Here is a 17066-nt window from a genome sequence, read left to right as displayed (position 1 = left end):
GGCACCTCGGCGGACAGAAAAAAGCCCTGGCTGGACGGGGGAAACCAGCCAGGGCGGCAAACGGTGGTGTACGGGGGACCTGCGTCGACCCCATCACCACGTATGGATGAACGATAAACCATCAGTGGGGGTTTCCCCGCACCGGAACCGGGTCACGTGACCTGTTTCACTCCGGCACCACGACCCTCACCGTGTTCAGCTCGGGGTCCGTCGGATCCGGCAGATGCATGCCGGCGTCCATCCCGGTGCGCAGATAGCGCAGCACGGGCTCGGTGAGCCGCTCGCCCGGCAGCACCGCCGGGATCCCGGGCGGATACGGCGTGATCATCTCCGCCGCGACACGTCCGGCGGCCTCACCGACCGGAACGTCCTCGGCCGGGCCGAAGAACGCGTCCCGCGGCAGCAGCGCCTGCTCCATCCGCAGCTCGTCCGGCGGCGGCACCTCCACCCTGGGCGCCGCGGGCAGCTCCCGCGCGGCCCGCCCCAGGTCCCGCAGCGCGGACAACAGCTCCCCGGTGGTCTCCCGGTCGTCGCCGTGGGTGATCTGCGCGCCGATACGACGGTGGTCCACGAGGTGCGCGTCGATGGCCCGCTGCTCACGCAGCCAGTCCGCCGCCTGATACCCCGTGATCCCCAGACCGCTGACGTCGATGACGCCGGGCAGCGGGTCGAAGTCGTCCGCCAGGGAGGGGCCGCAGAAGTCGCCGCGGTCGTGGACGTGCATGCCGTCGATCTCCTCGATCGCGGCGCGGACCTCGGCCGCGAGCTCCAGGGTGGACCCCAGCAGCTCCTTGCCGTGCAGCGCCATCTGCCGCCGCCAGGCGTCGAGCCCGGCGAAGATCAGCACCGACGGGCTGGTCGTGCCCAGCAGGTCCGCGCGCATCCCCAGCAGCGCCGGAGGCACCAGATCGCCCCGCAGATGGAACACCGAGCCCTGCTCCAGACCGCTGCCCATCTTGTGGATGCTGGTCACACAGATGTCGGCGCCCGCGTCCATCGCCCAGGACGGCAGGTCGGGATGGAAGGGCAGATGCGCGCCCCAGGCCTCGTCCACGATCAGCGGACGCGAACGCCGGTGGCACACCTCGGCGACCGACCGCAGATCGGCACAGGCGCCGTACGGCGTGGGACTGGTGACCAGGGCACCACGGGCGTCCGGATGGGCGTCGAAGGCCCGGTCGAACTCCGCGGCCGACGGCGGATGCGCGATGTGCCGCTCGGCGTCCCACCGGGGCTCCACCCACACCGGCTCGATGCCGGACAGGATCAGACCCGCCACCACCGACTTGTGGGCGTCCCGCCCGATCAGCAGCTTCTCGTGCGGCCCGGCGACCGACAGCATCGCCGCCTTGACCGACAGGGAACTGCCGCAGGTGCTGAAGAACGTGTGCTCCGCGTGGACCGCGTCGGCCATCAGCTCCTGGGCCCGCTGCAGTACGCGCCCGCGGGTCAGCCGGTCGTCCAGGCCGCCCGAGGCCAGCACATCGCCCAGGTACACCGCGTCCCCGAGCACCTCACGGGCGGCGGGATCGGCACCGCGCGCCTGCTTGTGCCCCGGCGGCGTGAACCCGAGCCGCCCCCTGCGGTGATACTCCTCCAGCGCTTCCAGGACCGGTGCCCGGCTGTGATCGGCAGTCATGTCCCTCGGGTGCCCGCAGCCGCTCCCCGCCAATCAGCCGGGTCCCGCACCGGCGCCCGGGACCGCCCGATCGGCCCTGACCGAGCGGATCGCAGCCGGCCCGGTCAGTCCTGGACCGGGTGCTTGCCCGGCGTGAGGATCTCGTCCAGCACCCGCAGCACCACGTCGTAGGCGACGCTGCGCACCTCCGCCTCGCGCGCCGCGCCCGGATCCGCCTGCGCGACCTCCACACCCCTGGCCTGCCACGCCCGTTCCTCCCGCGCCGCGCAGGCCCGCGCCCGCTGGATGCGCCGCAGCAGTTCGTCCGAGTCCACAACGTCCGTCATGCCTCTCCGCGTACCCCCGTCCGCCATCGGGATGACATGTACCGAGGAAACACACCCGGAGGTTTGCCCGTACGGGCGCAGGTGAGCCGGAAGGGGAGGGCTCGACCGTTCGAGTCGAGGACCTTCCGCATCGACAGGGAGCCGAAGGATGCGTGAGGAGCACACCACCGAACCCGTTGCCGAACCGCCCGGCGCCGCCCGGGCCGCCCCGCCGGCGGGCTACCGACCGTGCGACGTGCGGCAGGCCGTGCAGCGGGCGGTGTCCGAACGCTGCCGCGCCACGCACACCCCCTGCGACACCGACGCGCTGGCGGACGCCCTGCTCGTGGCCTCCGAACTCACCACCAACGCCATCCTGCACGGCGGCGGTGTCACCGACGTCCGGGTCGACGTCACCGGCCCCGGGATACGCGTCTCGGTGAGCGACCGCAGCGACGAGCTGCCCGTGGCCGTGCCGGAGGCCGAGCGGCGGCGGGGCCGTCGCCCCGGCGGTCACGGCTGGCCCATCGTCTGCCGGCTCGCCCGCGACATACGGGTGGCCGACCTGCCCGCGGGCGGCAAGTGCATCACCGCCGAGGTGCCGCTGTCCTGAGCCCCGCCCGCGACTCGCGGCGGATTGCGCCGCGAAGCGGAGTTTGTTCCCAGGGCGGCAGGGCATTCGGAGTGTCGTGCTTCGGACCGGAGGCGCGCCGGCGGGACAGGTATGGCCGCTGTGGAGCCTCCGGGCGTCCATTCGGCCACCCGTCCCGCGGTAGAACCCCAAAAACCACCGCTCGGGAGCGAAAACGCATGCTGATCGACACGCCCACCGACCGCCCCGACACCACGGCCGCCACCACCCGCAGGCGTCACGACGACGCCCCCGACACGGCGGCCCTCTTCGCCCGGCTGGCGACCCTGGAGGACGGTCCCGAACGGGATGCCGTCCGCGACGAACTCGTCACCGCGTGGCTGCCCATGGCGCACCGCATCGCCGGCCGTTTCCGCGACCGCGGCGAGTCCGTCGAGGACCTGCGCCAGGTGGCCGCGCTCGGCCTGGTGAAGGCCATCGACCGCTTCGACCCGAGCCGCGGCGCCTTCGAGAGCTACGCCGTGCCCACCATCACGGGCGAGGTCAAGCGCCACTTCAGGGACCGCATGTGGGCGCTGCGCGTGCCCCGCCGGGTCCAGGAACTCCGCAACAAGGTGCGCATCGCCCGGCGCGAGCTCACCCAGAACCCGGGCAGCCCCGAACCCTCCGTGGCGGACATCGCCGCCCACACGGGCCTGACCGAGGAGGAGGTCGGCACCGGGATGGAGGCGCTGGAGAGCTTCAGCACCCTGTCCCTGGACGCCGAACTGTCCTCCGACGACGACGGCTACAGCCTCGCCGACACCCTCGGCTCCTCCGACGCCTCCTACGACGTCGTGGTCGACCGCGAATCGGCGAAGGAGGGACTGCGCCGGCTGCCGGAACGCGAGCGCGCCATTCTCTACATGCGGTTCTTCGAGGACATGACCCAGAGCCGCATCGCCGACCGGCTCGGCATCTCCCAGATGCACGTCTCGCGCCTGATCAGCCGCAGCTGCGCCCGCGTGCGCGCGGAGGCGCTGGGGGAGCGGGGCGGAGGCGGCGGTCGGGGCGGCCCCGGCGGCCCTGGCGGGCAGACCCGCGGGCACTCGGCGTCGGCGTGACGGCGGGCTCCGCCCCCTCGGACCCGTCGATCCCCTCGCACCAGGAAAGAGACCGATGCTGAAGCCTCATCCCTCCGTGCTGCGCCGGCTCGTCGACGAGTACGAGGCGCTGCTGGCGGGCGGCGCCCCGCACGCGCCGCACGCCCCGCAAGTCGCCTCGCAGGCTCCGCACGCGCCGGTCGTGCCGAGCGCGCGGATCAGCGACCTGGCCTACACCCTCTGCGTGTCCACCGGCACCCGCGATGTGCGCCAGGCGCTGGAGACGGCACACCGGTGGCTCGCCGGAGCCGCGCCCCCCGGAACCGTCACCCGCTGAGCCCACCGCCGCCGGGTGGCCGGTCCCCTTCCCCCTGCGGGTGTGTGCCCGTGCAGCCGGGGCATCCGCAGTGCCGGGAGGTTGCATGAACACACGAGCACTGGCATGGAGGGGGCGGGCCGGCGCCCGGCGGGCGGCGGACGGCTCGGTGATGGAGGGGGCCGCACGGGCGGGGCTGACCGCCCGGGGGGTCATCTACCTGCTGGTCGGCGTTCTGGCCCTGCGGATCGCCTTCGGCGACACCGGGCGGCAGGCGGACCGGGGAGGGGCCCTGGCCGAGCTGGCCGACCGGCCCTTCGGCGCGCTGCTGCTGTGGGCGCTCGGCATCGGACTCGTCGGCATGGCCCTGTGGCGGCTGTCCGAGGCGGTGTTCGGTTCGGTCGGCAAGGACGGACGCAGTGCGCGCAAGCGGCTGCTGGCGGTCGCACGGTTCGTGTTCTACGTCTTCGTCGCGTACTCCGTGCTGGCCTTCGCCGCCGACCGCGACAACGGCAGCGGGTCGAGCGACCGGCAGTCCCGGGACGCCACGGCCCGCGTCATGGAGGCGCCCGCCGGACAGTGGCTCGTGGGAGCCGCCGGGCTGGTGATCGTGGGCGCCGGTGTCTGGATCGGCGTACGGGCGGCACGCCGCACGTACCACAGGCAGCTCAGGCTGGGGGAGCTCAGCCCCGGTGCGCGCCGCCTCGTCGACGTCACCGGAGTGGGCGGCGGCGTGGCGCGCGGCCTGGTGTTCGCCGCGGCCGGAGTCTTCGCCGTGCGGGCGGCGATCGCCTACGAGCCGGACGAGGCCAAGGGCCTGGACGACACCCTGCGCAGCCTCGCCGACACCCCGCTCGGCCCGTGGCTGCTGGTCTGCGTGGCCGCGGGCCTCGTGCTGTTCGGCGTGTTCTCCTTCGCGCTGGCCCGCTGGCGGCGGGTCTGACACCACGCGTTCCGTATAGGCCTGCCGGATCCGGGGAACACGGGACGGATGAGCGAATCCGAGATTCCGCCGGACGGCCGGCCCGTGGACGTCTACCTCGACCTCCTGCGCATCCGGATGGACACCGAGGACTACCGGCTTCTGCTGCGTGTCGTGGAGCCGGTCCTCAGGGCGATCGAGGAACACCGCCTGTCCGGCCTCGACGTCGCGCTGGACGGCGGCGACGACGAACTGCCCCAGGAGATCCGCGACGAGGCCGCCCTCGTCATCGCGACCGCCGTCACCGGCCGCCTCGACAACGAGGTGGTCGAGCTGGAGGTCGACGAGACGGGACCGGTCCGGGTCGTCACCGACGCCGCGACCGCCAACGACCCCTCCCGGCTCGGCGAGATCGCCGCCTACATCAGAGAACGGCACCAGCAGAACGAGGAACTCCGGGGCATCGCCGAGGCGAGCGGCCTGCCCACGGACTTCTGACCCGCCGCCGGGCCGGACCGGCGACTGGCAGGGTCGGCGCCTGCGCCGGCTCGCCAGGTCGACGCCGGCTCGCCCGGTCCGGTGCCGGTCCGCCCGGACGCGCTTCTCTGCGGTGCGGTGCCGTCCGCCCGGACGCGCTTCTCTGTGGTGCGGTGCCGGTCCGCCCGGACGGCCTCCTCAGCGGTCCGGCGTCGACACCGGGACGCCCAGGGGGCGGGCCAGGCCCACCACCGCCTCGTCCAGGCGTTCCAGGTGGCGCAGGACGCGGGTGGTGATCCGGCCGTAGCGGGCCGTGGCGTCCCCGTCGGCGCCGCCCAGCAGGGAGGCGATGCTCGGGCCCGTCTCGATCCTCGTGCCGGCGTGCTCGTCCTCGACCCGGGCGGCGATGGCCTCGATGTTGCGTACCGTGCGCGCCGCCGCCCCGCGCAACCGCGGGTCCGCCGCGATGGAGGGGTGGGTCGGCAGCAGCTCGGCCGTCGCGGCGAGCGAGCGCGCGTGGTACGCGCAGGTCTCCAGCAGCGCGACCACGTACTGGGCCGTGTTGCGCCGGGCCCGCAGCGGGGTGACCGGGTGGGTCAGCGGCTGGACGGCGCCGCGCAAGTCGCCCAGCGCCTGGTCGAGATCACGGGCCTTGTCCAGCAGATCGTCCGCGGGACCGCCGCTGAGCTGGCCCACGGCCGCCTCGGTGACACCGGCCAGCCGCTCCAGCACCGTGCCCAGCAGTTCGTTCGTCCGCCGGTCCGTCTTCACCGGCAGGACGAACGCCGCCGCCACCACCCCGCACGCCGCCCCCAGCGCCGTCTCCTCCACCCGCAGCACCAGCACCTCCCAGCTGTAGGTGTGCAGCAGCGTGTACAGCAGCCCCAGCATCGCCGTGACGAAGAACGACGTCAGCGTGTACGACAGCGGCGCCGTGTAGAACATCGCGAAGATCAGCACCAGCACCAGAGCGAACGCCGTCACGGTGTGCCGCCCCACCAGCCCGGCCAGCAGGATGCCTGCGACCACACCGAACACCGTGCCCAGCAGCCGCCGGTAGCCCTTGACCAGGATCTCGCCCGTCGAGGCGGTGTTGAGGAACACGATCCAGCAGGTGAGCACCGCCCAGTACCAGCGGTGCGCCGAGATCAGCTCCCCGCCGACGATGGCCAGCGTCGAACCCACGGCGACCTGCACGGCGGCCCGTGTCGTCGGCCGCTGCAGCCCCTTCGGCTCCTCGGCCTGCTCCGTCTGCTCCGCGTCGATCGCGGCGTCCTCGGCGTCCAGCTCCTCCCGGGAACGCGCCGTCTCCGGAGTCTCGTCCGCCTCCTCCTGCGGGCCCTCCAGGGCGATCCGCAGCCCCATCACCGCACGGGCCGCCTCGCCGATGGCCCGGAAGACGTCCTGCACCGCCCGGGACGCCGCCGGCAGGTTCTCCTCCTCCCGGTAGGCGAGCAGCCGGTTGCGCACCTGCTTCAGCACCGTCTCCGCCGCCCCGCCCCCGGCCCGCAGCACCAGCGCGCGCAACGCCATCAGGTCACGGCGTACCAGCGCGGTGGACTCCTCCGGACCGGGCAGCCGGCCCACCTCCGGGGCGGGCGCTCCCGGCAGATGCAGCGTCAGGGTGTCCGCCCGCTCGGCGCTGCGCGCCGACAGCAGCACCAGACCGAGCCGCTCGGCGGCGATCTCGGCGTCCGCGATACGCCGCTGCACCAGTCGCGCGGTGGCCTCGTCCCGCGTGCCCTCCTCCAGCCGGGACTGGATCATCAGCGCCGTCTCGTGCAGCCGCGCGGTGCCCGCGCGGACCTCCTCCAGTGCCTTGTCGATGCCTTGAGGGTCCTCCGCACTCGCGTCCAGCAGCGCCAGCTGCGCGGAGACCAGCTGGGCCAGCCGGGCGCGGAAGGCCTCGCGCAACCGCCCGAGCAGGCCCGTGGGCGTCACCGGCACCAGCACGAACCGCACCAGCGCGCTGCACGCGAACGCGACGGCCGTGACGGCCCACAGACCGGGCAGCTGTCCGGTCGAGGCACCGACGAACAGCGACACGAAGTAGACCTGGAAGCCGATCAGCCCGAGCGCGGTGCCGCGGTCGCCGAACCGGCGGCCGTAGACCGCGCTGAAGATGAGGGCGACGAAGAAGACGTCCCCGATGATCAGCCGCTCGCTCAGCACGGCACCCAGCGACACCGACACCAGCGCCACCGGCAGCCCCAGGGCGAGCGTGACCGCCTGGGCCCGGCGCTGCTTCTCCCGGATGGCGAACGTGGCCACCATCGACGCCATCGCCCCGGCCACCAGATGGGTGATGTCCGTCCCGGTGGGGGCGAGGACCGCCAGCGTCAGCGCGATGGCGCCCACCGTGCGCAGCCCGGCCGTCAGCCGCAGCAGCCCGGGATCGGACGCCGCGACCCGGTCCCGCAGCCGCGTCCGCACCGACCGTCCCGCCGCCTTCACGCCGTCGCCGGCCGACCGGGAGCCGCGTACGGATGCCGGTGCCGGCGCCTCACCGCGCCGGCCGGCCCGCCGCCTCCACGTGGGCCCGCACCTCCTCCGGCGTCATGTACGCGTCGGTGTACTCGAAGTCCCGCAGCTTGGCGGGCTTGCGGGCCTGGAAGCCGGTGCGCACGAAATCGTCCCCGGCGACCGCGTTCAGCAGCCAGTTGGTCATCACCCGGGTCTTGGCGACGTTGGTGCGCAGCGCCGACCAGTGGTAGCCGCGGGCCACGACCTGCGCGGGCAGGCCGTGCAGCTCCACGCCGAGCGGCTTGGAGACCGCGTCCTTGCCGCCGAGGTCCACGACGAGCCCCAGGTCCTTGTGCACATAGGGCCGCTTGGGCTGGTTGCGCAGCGTCGCGATGACGTTCTCCGCGACGTGCCGTCCCTGCCGCAGCGCGTGCTGCGCGGTCGGCGGGCACACGGCGCCGTCGCCCTTCGCCATGTCCGGCACCGCGGCGGAGTCGCCGAGCGCGAACACGCCGTCGTAGCCCGGCAGGCACATGTCGGCCGTGACCGCGAGGCGTCCCTTGACGGTCTCCGCGCCCAGCGTCGCGATGAGGGGACTGGCGACCACGCCGGCCGTCCAGATCAGGGTGTGGGTCGGGACCACCCGGCCGTCGGTGAAGGTGACCTCCTCGGGACCGGCCTTCTCGATGGAGACGCCCAGCGAGATCTCGATCCCGCGCCGGGTGAGGATCTCCTGCGCACTGCGCCCCAGCTTCTCGCCCAGCTCGGGCATCAGCTTCGGCGCGATGTCGATCAGATGCCACTTGATCAGCCGGGGGTCCAGCCGCGGGTAGCGCTTGACGGCGGCGTGCGTGAGCCGCTGCAGACAGGCGGCGGTCTCCGTGCCCGCGTAGCCGCCGCCGACCACCACGAACTGCAGCCGCGCGGCGCGCTCGGCAGGATCGGGGCTGGCGTCGGCGAGGTCCAGCTGCGAGATGACGTGGTCGCGGATGTAGGCGGCCTCGGCAAGGGTCTTCAGGCCGAAGGCGTGGTCGGTCAGCCCCGGGATGTCGAAGGTGCGGGTGACGCTTCCGGGGGCCAGCACGATGTAGTCGTACGGCTCATTCACGATCTCGTCGGTGATGGTGCGGATCACGCAGACCTTGGCCTTCAGGTCCACACCGATCGCACCGCCGGGGATGATCCTCGTGCGGTACTTCTTGCTGCGCCGCAGCGACAGGGCGATCGACTGCGGCGTCAGCACGCCGGAGGCCACCTGGGGGAGCAGGGGAAGGTACAGCTGGTAGGAGAACGGCGTCACCAGGGTGACGTCGGCCTCGTTCGGAGCGAGTCTGCGCTCCAGCCGGCGCACGCACTCCACACCGGCGAAGCCTGCACCCACCACGAGAATCCTGGGTCGAGTCACGGTGTTCTCCCTTTCTGCGGCCGGCGGCGCTCTACGGCTGCAGACGATCTGCCCGAACGCCGACGCCCTACTCGTGCCCCTGTTCAGCACCACGATGCCCGCCCGAGGGCCGGAGCGCACCGGGAATCGATCGGTCGTGCAGATGGCACAGCAGCAGGCAGACGTCGTCGTCGCGTTCGGAGTCGCTGAGCAGCGGACGCAGGATCCGGTCCGCCGAGCCCTCCAGGTCCGCCTCCAGCTCCCGCGAGCCGAACGAGCCGAGCGCCGCCGCCAGCCGTTCGATGCCCGGGTCGATGCCCTGCGCGCGCCGCTCCACCAGACCGTCCGTGTACAGCGCCAGCGTCGACCCCGGCTCCAGGCGCTCGGTGTGGTCGGCGATGTCCTGCCGCAGCGGGATGCCGAGCATCGCGCCCGGCTTGGCGTCCAGGGTGCGCACCCGCCCGTCGGGCAGCCGCAGCACCGGCGGCGGATGCCCCGCGGCGGCCCACGTCAGGGTCGGTTCGTCGGGATGGAGACGCGCGATGACGGCGGTGGCGTACAGATCCGGCTGGAGATGGTGCAGGAACCGGTGCAGCCGCGTCAGCAGCCGGCCGGGGCTGCCGCCGTCCACGGCGTAGGCGCGCAGCGCCGTGCGCAGCTGGCTCATCATCACCGCCGCGTGCAGCCCGTGCCCGGTGACGTCGCCGATGACGGTGATCAGGCTGCCGTCCGGCTGGCGGAAGGCGTCGTACCAGTCACCGCCGATGTTCAGGCCGTGCGTGGCCGGCAGATAGCGCGCGGCCAGGCTCAGCCCGGGGGTGGCCGGAAGCTCGGTGAGCAGCGCGCGCTGCAGCGTCTCGGCGATGTCGCGGTTGTGCTCGAAGCGGCGCGCGTTGTCCAGGGCGATGCCGGCCCTGCGGGCGAGCTCGATCAGCATGACGGCGTCGTCCGGGTCCCAGCGCTCACCGGGCGGTGACAGCGTCAGCACGCCCAGCGGTGCCCGCCGGGTCAGCAGCGGAACGCACAGCAGCGGCCGGGTGGGCGACAGCGCGGACGGCGGATGGTCGTCGACGCCGGGCAGCCCGCCGGGATGATCGGCCGCGTACTGGGGCCGTCCGGTGCGCACGGCCCGCACGGCCGCCGCCGGATGGGACGTCGGTCCGCGCGGATCGTCCTCGTCGTCGAACAGCCATACGTCGACATCGCGGGCGTAGGTCGGCACCAGCAGCTCCGGCAGCCGGCGCACGATCTCCTCGTGATTGAGGGAGGCGGTCAGCACCGCGCTCGCGTCGGCGAGGAACGTCAGCCGGTGGCGGGCGTTCTCCGCCTCGGTGCGTGCCGCGCGCTCGGCGGCGAACGCCTCCCGCTGTGCCCTGCCGGCCGCGTCCAGCTCGGCGTGCAGTGCCAGCACGCCCTGGTTGGTCTGGTGCAGCTCCTCCCGGTGGAAGGCGACGAGTTCCTCCTGCTCGGCGAGCTTGTCCAGCACGACGGCCGTGTCCTCGTCGGCGCCCAGCAGGGCCTCCGCGAGGGCCGGCGGATCCGCCGGGCCGGCCGGATCCGCCGGCACCGAGCCGACGGCGGACGCCCCGCCCGCCTCGGGCCAGGACACCGTCACCTCCCACGGCGGCTCGCCGTCGGCGCCGGCGTCCGCCGGCGGCGTCAGCACGGCGTGCAGCCGCGCCGTCCCGGCGGTCGAGCGGGACGTGTCCAGGGTGAGCAGCCAGGTGCCGCCCTTGGTGAGGCACTGCCGCAGACGTCCGCTGACCGTACTGGCCAGCCGGGCGCGTTCGACGGCGGGCAGGCCCGAGACGGCGGCCAGCCGCGCGAGCGCGATCCGGGCACGAGCGGCGTCGGTGACGGTGGTGATGCGCCAGGTACGGGTCATGGGCGGTCCGGCGGGGTCGGGGTCATGACGGCCACAGCGGTGTCGTCCCGCACCGGTCGTGCGGAACTCCCGGCGTCGCGTATCGTCACGGCGGCCGTCACGGCCGGATCCGTTGCCGTGAGCACCCCGTCGGACGGCGGCGACCAACGGCTGGGCAGTCCGTCGGTGTGCAGGATCAGAAGGCTCTCGTCCGACCAGGGCACGTCGTCCTCCCGCAGGGTGCCGGGCCGGTGCACGCCGACGATGCCGGGCCGGGACAGCAGCGCGCGCCACCGGTCGCCCTCGCGCAGCCGTGCGCCCACATTGCCGATCCCGGCGAACCGCAGCCGCCCCGCTCGCAGGTCCAGCTGGGCCACCGCCACGGCCGCGCCCCGGGTGCCGCCCAGCGCCTCGTGCAGCCGGCGCAGCGCCTCCGCGGGCGGGAGATGGGGCCGCCGGCGCACCGCGTCCGCCGCGGCGGACGAGGCACGGGCGGCGGCGGCGCCGTGGCCGAGACCGTCGGCCAGCATCAGGGTGAACAGGTCCCCGGACCGCACCCAGGCCCAGTCGTCCCCCGACTGGTCGGCCGCGGCGTAGGGGATGTTGACACCCCCCGCGCGCACGCCGGGCCCCGCCGGGGTGTCCGCGGTGCGCGGTGTGTCCGTGTCGGCGATGCGGGCCACCGCCACCGTGCCCCGGCCGGGGACGCTGTGCAGCCCGAAGTCGTCGGCGAGGCGGCGGCACGTGCCGAGGCCCGCACCGAGCGAGGCGGTCGTGGTGAACCCGTCCCGCAGCGCGCCGGCCACGTCGGCGATCCCCGGCCCGTGGTCGATCGCGGCTATCTGCACCGACCGCGAGGCGGGCGTCTCCCGCAGGAGGGGAGGATCGACCACCTCGATGAGCACCTCGCCGCCCTGCGCGTGCTTCAGGAGATTGGTGGCCAGCTCGGTCGCCACCAGCGAGACGGCCGCGGTGCGCCGCTCGTCGAGCCCGGCCGAGGCCGCCGCGCTCTCCGCGGCGACCCGGACGTCCCGCACCCGGGTCGAGTCCTGCACCGGTACGTACCTCACGCGCGGCATCAGGACTCCTCACGCGGTCGCGGCGGACGTGTCACCCATGAGGTCACCCGCACCGTGGTGCCCGCTCCCGGACTGCTCTCGACCTCGAAGTCGTGCACCAGACGGCGCGCGCCGCCGAGGCCCATCCCGAGACCGTCGCCCGAGGTGTAGCCGTCGCTGAGCGCCCGCTCGAGGTCGGCGATGCCCGGCCCGTTGTCGCTGAACGTCAGCCGCAGTCCGTCGGCACCGCGGGCCGACACCCGGGCCGCCTCCATCTGGCCGCCCCCGCCGTGCACCAGGGTGTTGCGCGCCAGTTCGCTGGCAGCCGTGACCAGCTTGGTCTGGTCCACCAGGCCGAAGCCGAGCAGGGCGGCGGCCTGCCGCACGTGCTGGCGCACCCACACCAGGTCCATGTCCGACCGGATGGGCAAGCAGGCCTCGACGCCCGCGGCAGTGTGCATCACGGACTCTCCTGGCGCAGGCCGCCGGAGCGGGGGGTGACGATCGGCCGGTCGAGGAGCTCCAGAGCCGCCTCGGTGGTGAGCGCGGTCCGCAGTCCCGGCAGCGTCAGGCCGAGTTCCACGAGGGTGATGGCGACGGCCGGGCGCATACCGGCCACCACGGTCCGCGCGGCCAGCAGCTCGGCCTGCGCCGCGATCTCGGCCAGCACCCGCCCGAGGAAGGAGTCGACGACCTCCACGCCGGAGATGTCGATGACCACTCCGGTGACCCTGCTGTGGGCGATGGTCTCGGACAGGTCCTGCTGCAGCTGCTGCGCCGTGCTGTCGTACAGGTCGCCCTGGAGGGTGACCAGCAGGACGTCGCCGAGCCGGAGGACCGGAACATGTCCCGCCACGTGGCGGGGGAACGACTCGTTCACCGCCGGTTCGCACCGCCCGGCGTCGCGTCGACGATGTCCGCGCCCAGCTGGTGCAGGCAGTAGCCGAGCGCGTCGGCGAGGCTGGCCCGGGTGAGCACCGAACCGAGGTCGAGCCCCAGGTGCACGATGGTCTGGGCGATCGCCGGACGGATACCGGAGACCACGCACTCCGCGCCCATCAGCCGGGCCGCCGCGACCGTCTTCATCAGATGCTGGGCCACCAGCGAGTCCACGGTCGGCACGCCGGTGATGTCGAGGATCGCGAACCGGGCGTGCTGGTCGACGACCGCGTTCAGCAGCGTCTCCATCACCACCTGGCTGCGGGCGCTGTCGAGCGTGCCGATCAGCGGGACCGCCACGATGCCGTCCCACAGCTTGATCACCGGCGTGGCGACCTCGAGGAGCTGCATCCGCTGACGGTCGATGAGGGCCTGGTTCTCGCTCAGCGCGGTCTGCATGGCCACCAGACGCAGCGTGCCCAGCAGTCTGCTCAGCGTGATCGAGCACGTCCGCACCTGCTCGGGCGGTGCCTGGTCGAGGTCGGCGAGGAGGAGGTTCTCGACCGGCGGCCACAGCGCGGACAGCTCGCTCGACACCTGGGTGACGGACAGTCCGGCCCGCGAGCGCGCCGCACCCATCCGGGCCAGTTGCTCGCGCACACCGCTGAATCCGGCGGCGTCCGGGTCCTCGACCCGCCCGGCGTCGGCGACCTCGGCCAGCGCGTCGACGACCGCCTTGCCCGCTTCCACCGCCTCGTCCCGCGAGACGGTGAACACCGTACGGAACAGGGGCTCGTCCGCCCAGCGCTGGGCGATCTGCTCCCTTCGGCGGCGCAGGAAGTCCGCGACCTCGGGCGTCGGGGTTCCGGGCGATCCGCCCGTTTCGTGCTCCGGCACCTGTTCTCTCCTCATCATCGTTGCGTCGCGCCGAGCCCGCTCCAGGCAACGAGACGGCGATGTGACCTTGCCGGGCGCCCACTTTAACGACGCTCCGACCTCGCAGGACACCGGATCCCGGACGGGCACCCCCACGGTGGGGCCCGGCACGGCGGGCGTGCGCGGACAGCGCGACGGCCGGTGGCGGGCGGCCGTCGGCCGTGCTCCGCTCACCGGCCCCGGGCCGCGCGATCGGCGCCTGTCGCCCGGTGTGTTCAGACCTCGCCTTCCGGCGCGACCTCCTGCGGCCGGTCGACCCGTTGCAGCGCCTCCTCGAGGCTCTCCGACACCGGGACGGTGATGCTCACACCGGTCAGGTCCAATATGCGGCGCACCGCGGCGGTGGGGGAGATGATGTGCACGCTCCCCGGCAGCTCGCGGGCCTCCTGGTAGACGCGCAGGATGATGTTCATGCCGGACGAGTCCATGAAGGGCACCGCCGACAGGTCGAGCAGGAAGTGCCGGCGGCCGTGATGCAGCTGGTTCGCCAGGTGGTGCTGGAACTCGGTCGCGGTGTCGATGTCCAGGTATCCCTGCACCTTCAGCAGGGCGACGTCGTCCCGAGGCAGGGTCACCTCGACGGACAGCGGGTTCTGGGCAATGGGCACGAGTACCTCCAACGAATACTGACGGCCAGGGCACGGGGGGTGGTCAGGCTCTGCCGGTCGCGTGTCACCGCGCAGCCGCGCGTACCCCCTGATCGCCGTCTCATGCCTCCCCGTCGCGCGGTTTCATCCGACGCGGATGCCGACGATGCAGGTGTCGTCGTCCGTGTCGGACCTGCTGTGGGTGAGCAGGCGGTCCAGTTGCTGGTCCAGGGTGTGCGGCGCCGTGCCGACGGTGGTCAGAAGCTGCGTCAGGGACTCCTCCACAGAACGGTCGCGCCGTTCCACCAGGCCGTCCGTGTACATCAACAGGGTGTCCTGTGCGGCCAGTTGCACCTCCGCCTCCTCGTAGCCCGCCTCCGGCACGGCACCGAGCAGCAGACCGCGCACCAGCGGCAGCGGGGCGGCCTCGGTGCCGCGGACGAGCACCGGCGGCAGATGACCGGCCCGGGCCCATCGCAGCGTGCGCGAGTCCGGGTCGTACAGGCCGCAGACCGCCGTGGCGGTGACCGCGCCCGTCAGATGGTGCGCCACCATGTTCAGCCACGCCAGCAACTGCCCCGGGCCCGCGCCGGTGACGGCCAGACCGCGCAGCGCGTTGCGCAGCACGACCATGCTGGTGGCCGCCTCTATGCCGTGGCCGGCCACGTCGCCAACGCACAGCAGGACCAGCCCCGACGGCAGCACCACGGCGTCGTACCAGTCGCCGCCCACCAGCTGCTCGGCCTCCGCGGGCCGGTAGCGCACGGCCACGTCGAGGGCGGGCATCCGCAGCGGGGCCTGCGTGGGCGGCATGATGGCGCGCTGCAACTGCAGGGCCAGCCGGTCGCGTTCACTGGCGTGCTGCTCGGTGTGCGCGAGCTGGTCGCGGGTGGCGGCCAGTGCCACCTCGGTCCAGTGCTGGGCCGAGACGTCCTGGTAGGCGCCGCGGACGGTGTGCAGTCCGCCGTCGGTGTCCAGCACCGGCTCGGCGACCACCCGGATGTGCCGCGTCACACCGTCGGGCCGTTGCAGCCGGAACGCCGCGGAGGCGGACCGGCGATGGTGCAGCAGCGTCCGCAGGAACCGGCTGATGGCGACGGCGTCGTCCGGGTGGGCGTGCGCGGGCAGTTCCTCCAGCGGCACCGGGCCGGACGACTGGGGGCGGCCGTAGAGGTCGAACAGCTGGCCGTTCCAGGTGATCTCACCGGTGAGCAGATTCTCCTCGAATCCCCCGATACGGCCCAGCCGCTGGGCGTGCTGCAGCAGACTCGCCAGCCGTGCCGTCTCGTCCTCGATGCGCCAGATGAACAGGATGCCCGATCCGTGCCGGCTGACACTGATGTCGGCCACCGCCGACAGCGGCACCTGGTCGACCAGCGCGGTGAGATGCATCCGCCGCGCCCGGAACGGCTCGCCGGTGGCGTAGACCCGCTCGATGCGCTGGAACAGCTCGCTCTCGCCGGCCGCCATCGGGTACGCCTCCAGCAGCAGGGCACCGCTGACCATGGCGCGCGGGCGGCCCGCCGGATCCAGGAAGCGGTCGTTGACGTGCTGGATGCGGAAGTCCACCAGGTTCCCGTCGGCGTCCAGGTGGGGGCCGAGGACCAGCGCGGGATCGTACAGCCCGTCGGCCAGGTCCATCAGCTCCGCCGCGTCCGGCAGCATGCCGGGCTCCGCGGACGGTCCGCCGGGTGCCGCGTACGTCTCCAGGGTGTGGCCGCACAGCTCCGCCAGCGCCTCGATCTGACGGACGATCTGCGGCGGTTGCGGGGGCAGCGGTGCGGGCCAGGCGATCTCCAGCACGCCGTGCACCCGTCCCCCCGTTCCGGCGGGCACGGCCGCCCGGCCGCCGGCCGGGTGGTGGTGCCGGCCGACGCTCGGCAGTCCCGTCTCGGCCAGTGACGCGATCCACAGCCCGTCGCGTTCGGTGAGACCGCACCGGGCGACGGTGGCCACGTCCGGCGGTACGTAGTGCCAGCGGGCCGCCTCCGCCGGGGAGAAACCGGCGCTGCCCGCGAGCGTCAGGGAACCGTCGGCGCCCGCTGCCCAGACGGCCACGGCCACCGCACCCAGCGGGCGCAGCGCCTGCTCGAGCAGCGACTCGGCCACCGCCTGGGTGTCGTCCGCCGCCAGCGCCCTGCTCTCGGCCGCGCGCAGCCGTACGGCGACGGAATCGGCCTCCGCCTCGTCGGTCGCCCGGGTGGCACTGAGGAAGGCGTCGGTCACCTCGGACATACGGTCCCGGGCGGCCTGGTTGATGACCTCGACCGCGAACTCCAGCCGGCTCGTGCCGGCCTGCTCGGCCAGCTCGTCGAGCTGACGGGCGGCCTGCGCGGGCCCGCACTGCAGGCGCTCCACCAGGATGCCCTTGGCGAGCTCGATCAGGGCGCGCCCCTCGGCCTCGGCCTGCGCGGCCCGCACCTCCCGGCTGAGCCGCTCCACGGTGGCCGCCAGCCGCCCCACGGGCGACCCGGCCCCCGCCCCGGCAGGCCCCGCCGGACCCACGGCCTCGTCCAGGCCGGCCCCCGGCCCGCCCGGCTGCTCGACGGCACTCATGACGCG

16 protein-coding genes are annotated in these 17066 nt (G+C 73.6%); 5 read left to right on the top strand and 11 right to left on the bottom strand.

Going from position 1 to position 17066, the window contains the following annotated elements; genetic code table 11:
- Window positions 1-166: 166 nt before the first annotated feature.
- Together AB0412_RS11700 and AB0412_RS11695 are read right to left on the bottom strand one after the other, a co-directional pair.
- Window positions 167-1639 carry an ornithine decarboxylase gene (locus tag AB0412_RS11700; protein ID WP_366402364.1) on the bottom strand — a complete coding sequence of 491 codons (1473 nt, stop codon included), beginning with the start codon at window positions 1637-1639 and terminating at the stop codon, window positions 167-169.
- Window positions 1640-1743: 104 nt separating this feature from the next.
- A complete protein-coding gene (locus AB0412_RS11695; RefSeq protein ID WP_366402363.1) occupies window positions 1744-1965 on the bottom strand; it encodes a hypothetical protein in 222 nt (73 codons plus the stop codon).
- 148 nt (window positions 1966-2113) lie between these two features.
- Between AB0412_RS11695 and AB0412_RS11690 the strand changes: the two genes are divergently transcribed.
- The 5 genes from AB0412_RS11690 (at window position 2114) to AB0412_RS11670 (ending at window position 5354) form a co-directional block, all read left to right on the top strand.
- Complete coding sequence (locus tag AB0412_RS11690; RefSeq protein ID WP_366402362.1) at window positions 2114-2557, top strand: ATP-binding protein; 444 nt, start codon at window positions 2114-2116, stop codon at window positions 2555-2557.
- A gap of 197 nt (window positions 2558-2754) precedes the next feature.
- On the top strand, window positions 2755-3639 hold the full coding sequence (locus tag AB0412_RS11685; protein WP_366402361.1) for a SigB/SigF/SigG family RNA polymerase sigma factor: 885 nt from the start codon (window positions 2755-2757) through the stop codon (window positions 3637-3639).
- 55 nt (window positions 3640-3694) lie between these two features.
- Entirely contained in the window at window positions 3695-3955 is a 261-nt protein-coding gene (locus tag AB0412_RS11680) for a DUF5133 domain-containing protein (RefSeq protein WP_366402360.1), read from the top strand.
- Between the two features lie 85 nt (window positions 3956-4040).
- A complete protein-coding gene (locus tag AB0412_RS11675) occupies window positions 4041-4877 on the top strand; it encodes a DUF1206 domain-containing protein (protein WP_366402359.1) in 837 nt (278 codons plus the stop codon).
- Window positions 4878-4925: 48 nt separating this feature from the next.
- A complete protein-coding gene (locus AB0412_RS11670) occupies window positions 4926-5354 on the top strand; it encodes a hypothetical protein (RefSeq protein ID WP_366402358.1) in 429 nt (142 codons plus the stop codon).
- Window positions 5355-5531: 177 nt separating this feature from the next.
- On the opposite strand, the gene AB0412_RS11665 is transcribed toward AB0412_RS11670, so the two are convergent.
- From AB0412_RS11665 to AB0412_RS11625, 9 genes are all read right to left on the bottom strand, one after another.
- Complete coding sequence (locus AB0412_RS11665) at window positions 5532-7787, bottom strand: FUSC family protein (RefSeq protein WP_366402357.1); 2256 nt, start codon at window positions 7785-7787, stop codon at window positions 5532-5534.
- A gap of 49 nt (window positions 7788-7836) precedes the next feature.
- Window positions 7837-9201, bottom strand: coding sequence for an NAD(P)/FAD-dependent oxidoreductase (locus tag AB0412_RS11660; protein WP_366402356.1), 1365 nt, complete (start codon window positions 9199-9201; stop codon window positions 7837-7839).
- 67 nt (window positions 9202-9268) lie between these two features.
- Window positions 9269-11065 (bottom strand): SpoIIE family protein phosphatase, encoded by a 1797-nt coding sequence (locus AB0412_RS11655; protein ID WP_366402355.1) that lies wholly within the window; start codon window positions 11063-11065, stop codon window positions 9269-9271.
- Complete coding sequence (locus AB0412_RS11650) at window positions 11062-12123, bottom strand: ATP-binding SpoIIE family protein phosphatase (RefSeq protein ID WP_366402354.1); 1062 nt, start codon at window positions 12121-12123, stop codon at window positions 11062-11064. Before AB0412_RS11650 ends, AB0412_RS11655 begins: the two co-directional genes overlap by 4 nt.
- Window positions 12123-12563 (bottom strand): anti-sigma regulatory factor, encoded by a 441-nt coding sequence (locus AB0412_RS11645; RefSeq protein WP_366402353.1) that lies wholly within the window; start codon window positions 12561-12563, stop codon window positions 12123-12125. Before AB0412_RS11645 ends, AB0412_RS11650 begins: the two co-directional genes overlap by 1 nt.
- On the bottom strand, window positions 12563-12982 hold the full coding sequence (locus AB0412_RS11640; RefSeq protein WP_366402352.1) for an STAS domain-containing protein: 420 nt from the start codon (window positions 12980-12982) through the stop codon (window positions 12563-12565). Before AB0412_RS11640 ends, AB0412_RS11645 begins: the two co-directional genes overlap by 1 nt.
- On the bottom strand, window positions 12979-13878 hold the full coding sequence (locus tag AB0412_RS11635) for an STAS domain-containing protein (protein ID WP_366402351.1): 900 nt from the start codon (window positions 13876-13878) through the stop codon (window positions 12979-12981). The genes AB0412_RS11640 and AB0412_RS11635 overlap by 4 nt, the downstream gene beginning before the upstream one ends.
- Before the next feature lie 254 nt (window positions 13879-14132).
- Window positions 14133-14525 (bottom strand): STAS domain-containing protein, encoded by a 393-nt coding sequence (locus AB0412_RS11630; protein ID WP_366402350.1) that lies wholly within the window; start codon window positions 14523-14525, stop codon window positions 14133-14135.
- Between the two features lie 123 nt (window positions 14526-14648).
- On the bottom strand, window positions 14649-17060 hold the full coding sequence (locus AB0412_RS11625; protein WP_366402349.1) for a SpoIIE family protein phosphatase: 2412 nt from the start codon (window positions 17058-17060) through the stop codon (window positions 14649-14651).
- Between the last annotated feature and the right edge of the window lie 6 nt (window positions 17061-17066).

The sequence above is a fragment of the Streptomyces sp. NPDC052012 genome (assembly GCF_040689265.1).
GTDB lineage: Bacteria > Actinomycetota > Actinomycetes > Streptomycetales > Streptomycetaceae > Streptomyces.
This window is presented reverse-complemented; position numbering and strand designations above follow the sequence as displayed.

Coding starts and splice junctions, on each gene's coding strand:
- AB0412_RS11685 (WP_366402361.1), top strand. CDS start 2,755: ATGCTGATCGACACGCCCACCGACCGCCCCGACACCACGGCCGCCACC.
- AB0412_RS11690 (WP_366402362.1), top strand. CDS start 2,114: ATGCGTGAGGAGCACACCACCGAACCCGTTGCCGAACCGCCCGGCGCC.
- AB0412_RS11655 (WP_366402355.1), bottom strand. CDS start 11,065: ATGACCCGTACCTGGCGCATCACCACCGTCACCGACGCCGCTCGTGCC.
- AB0412_RS11625 (WP_366402349.1), bottom strand. CDS start 17,060: ATGAGTGCCGTCGAGCAGCCGGGCGGGCCGGGGGCCGGCCTGGACGAG.
- AB0412_RS11670 (WP_366402358.1), top strand. CDS start 4,926: ATGAGCGAATCCGAGATTCCGCCGGACGGCCGGCCCGTGGACGTCTAC.
- AB0412_RS11650 (WP_366402354.1), bottom strand. CDS start 12,123: ATGCCGCGCGTGAGGTACGTACCGGTGCAGGACTCGACCCGGGTGCGG.
- AB0412_RS11700 (WP_366402364.1), bottom strand. CDS start 1,639: ATGACTGCCGATCACAGCCGGGCACCGGTCCTGGAAGCGCTGGAGGAG.
- AB0412_RS11645 (WP_366402353.1), bottom strand. CDS start 12,563: ATGCACACTGCCGCGGGCGTCGAGGCCTGCTTGCCCATCCGGTCGGAC.
- AB0412_RS11680 (WP_366402360.1), top strand. CDS start 3,695: ATGCTGAAGCCTCATCCCTCCGTGCTGCGCCGGCTCGTCGACGAGTAC.
- AB0412_RS11695 (WP_366402363.1), bottom strand. CDS start 1,965: ATGACGGACGTTGTGGACTCGGACGAACTGCTGCGGCGCATCCAGCGG.
- AB0412_RS11675 (WP_366402359.1), top strand. CDS start 4,041: ATGAACACACGAGCACTGGCATGGAGGGGGCGGGCCGGCGCCCGGCGG.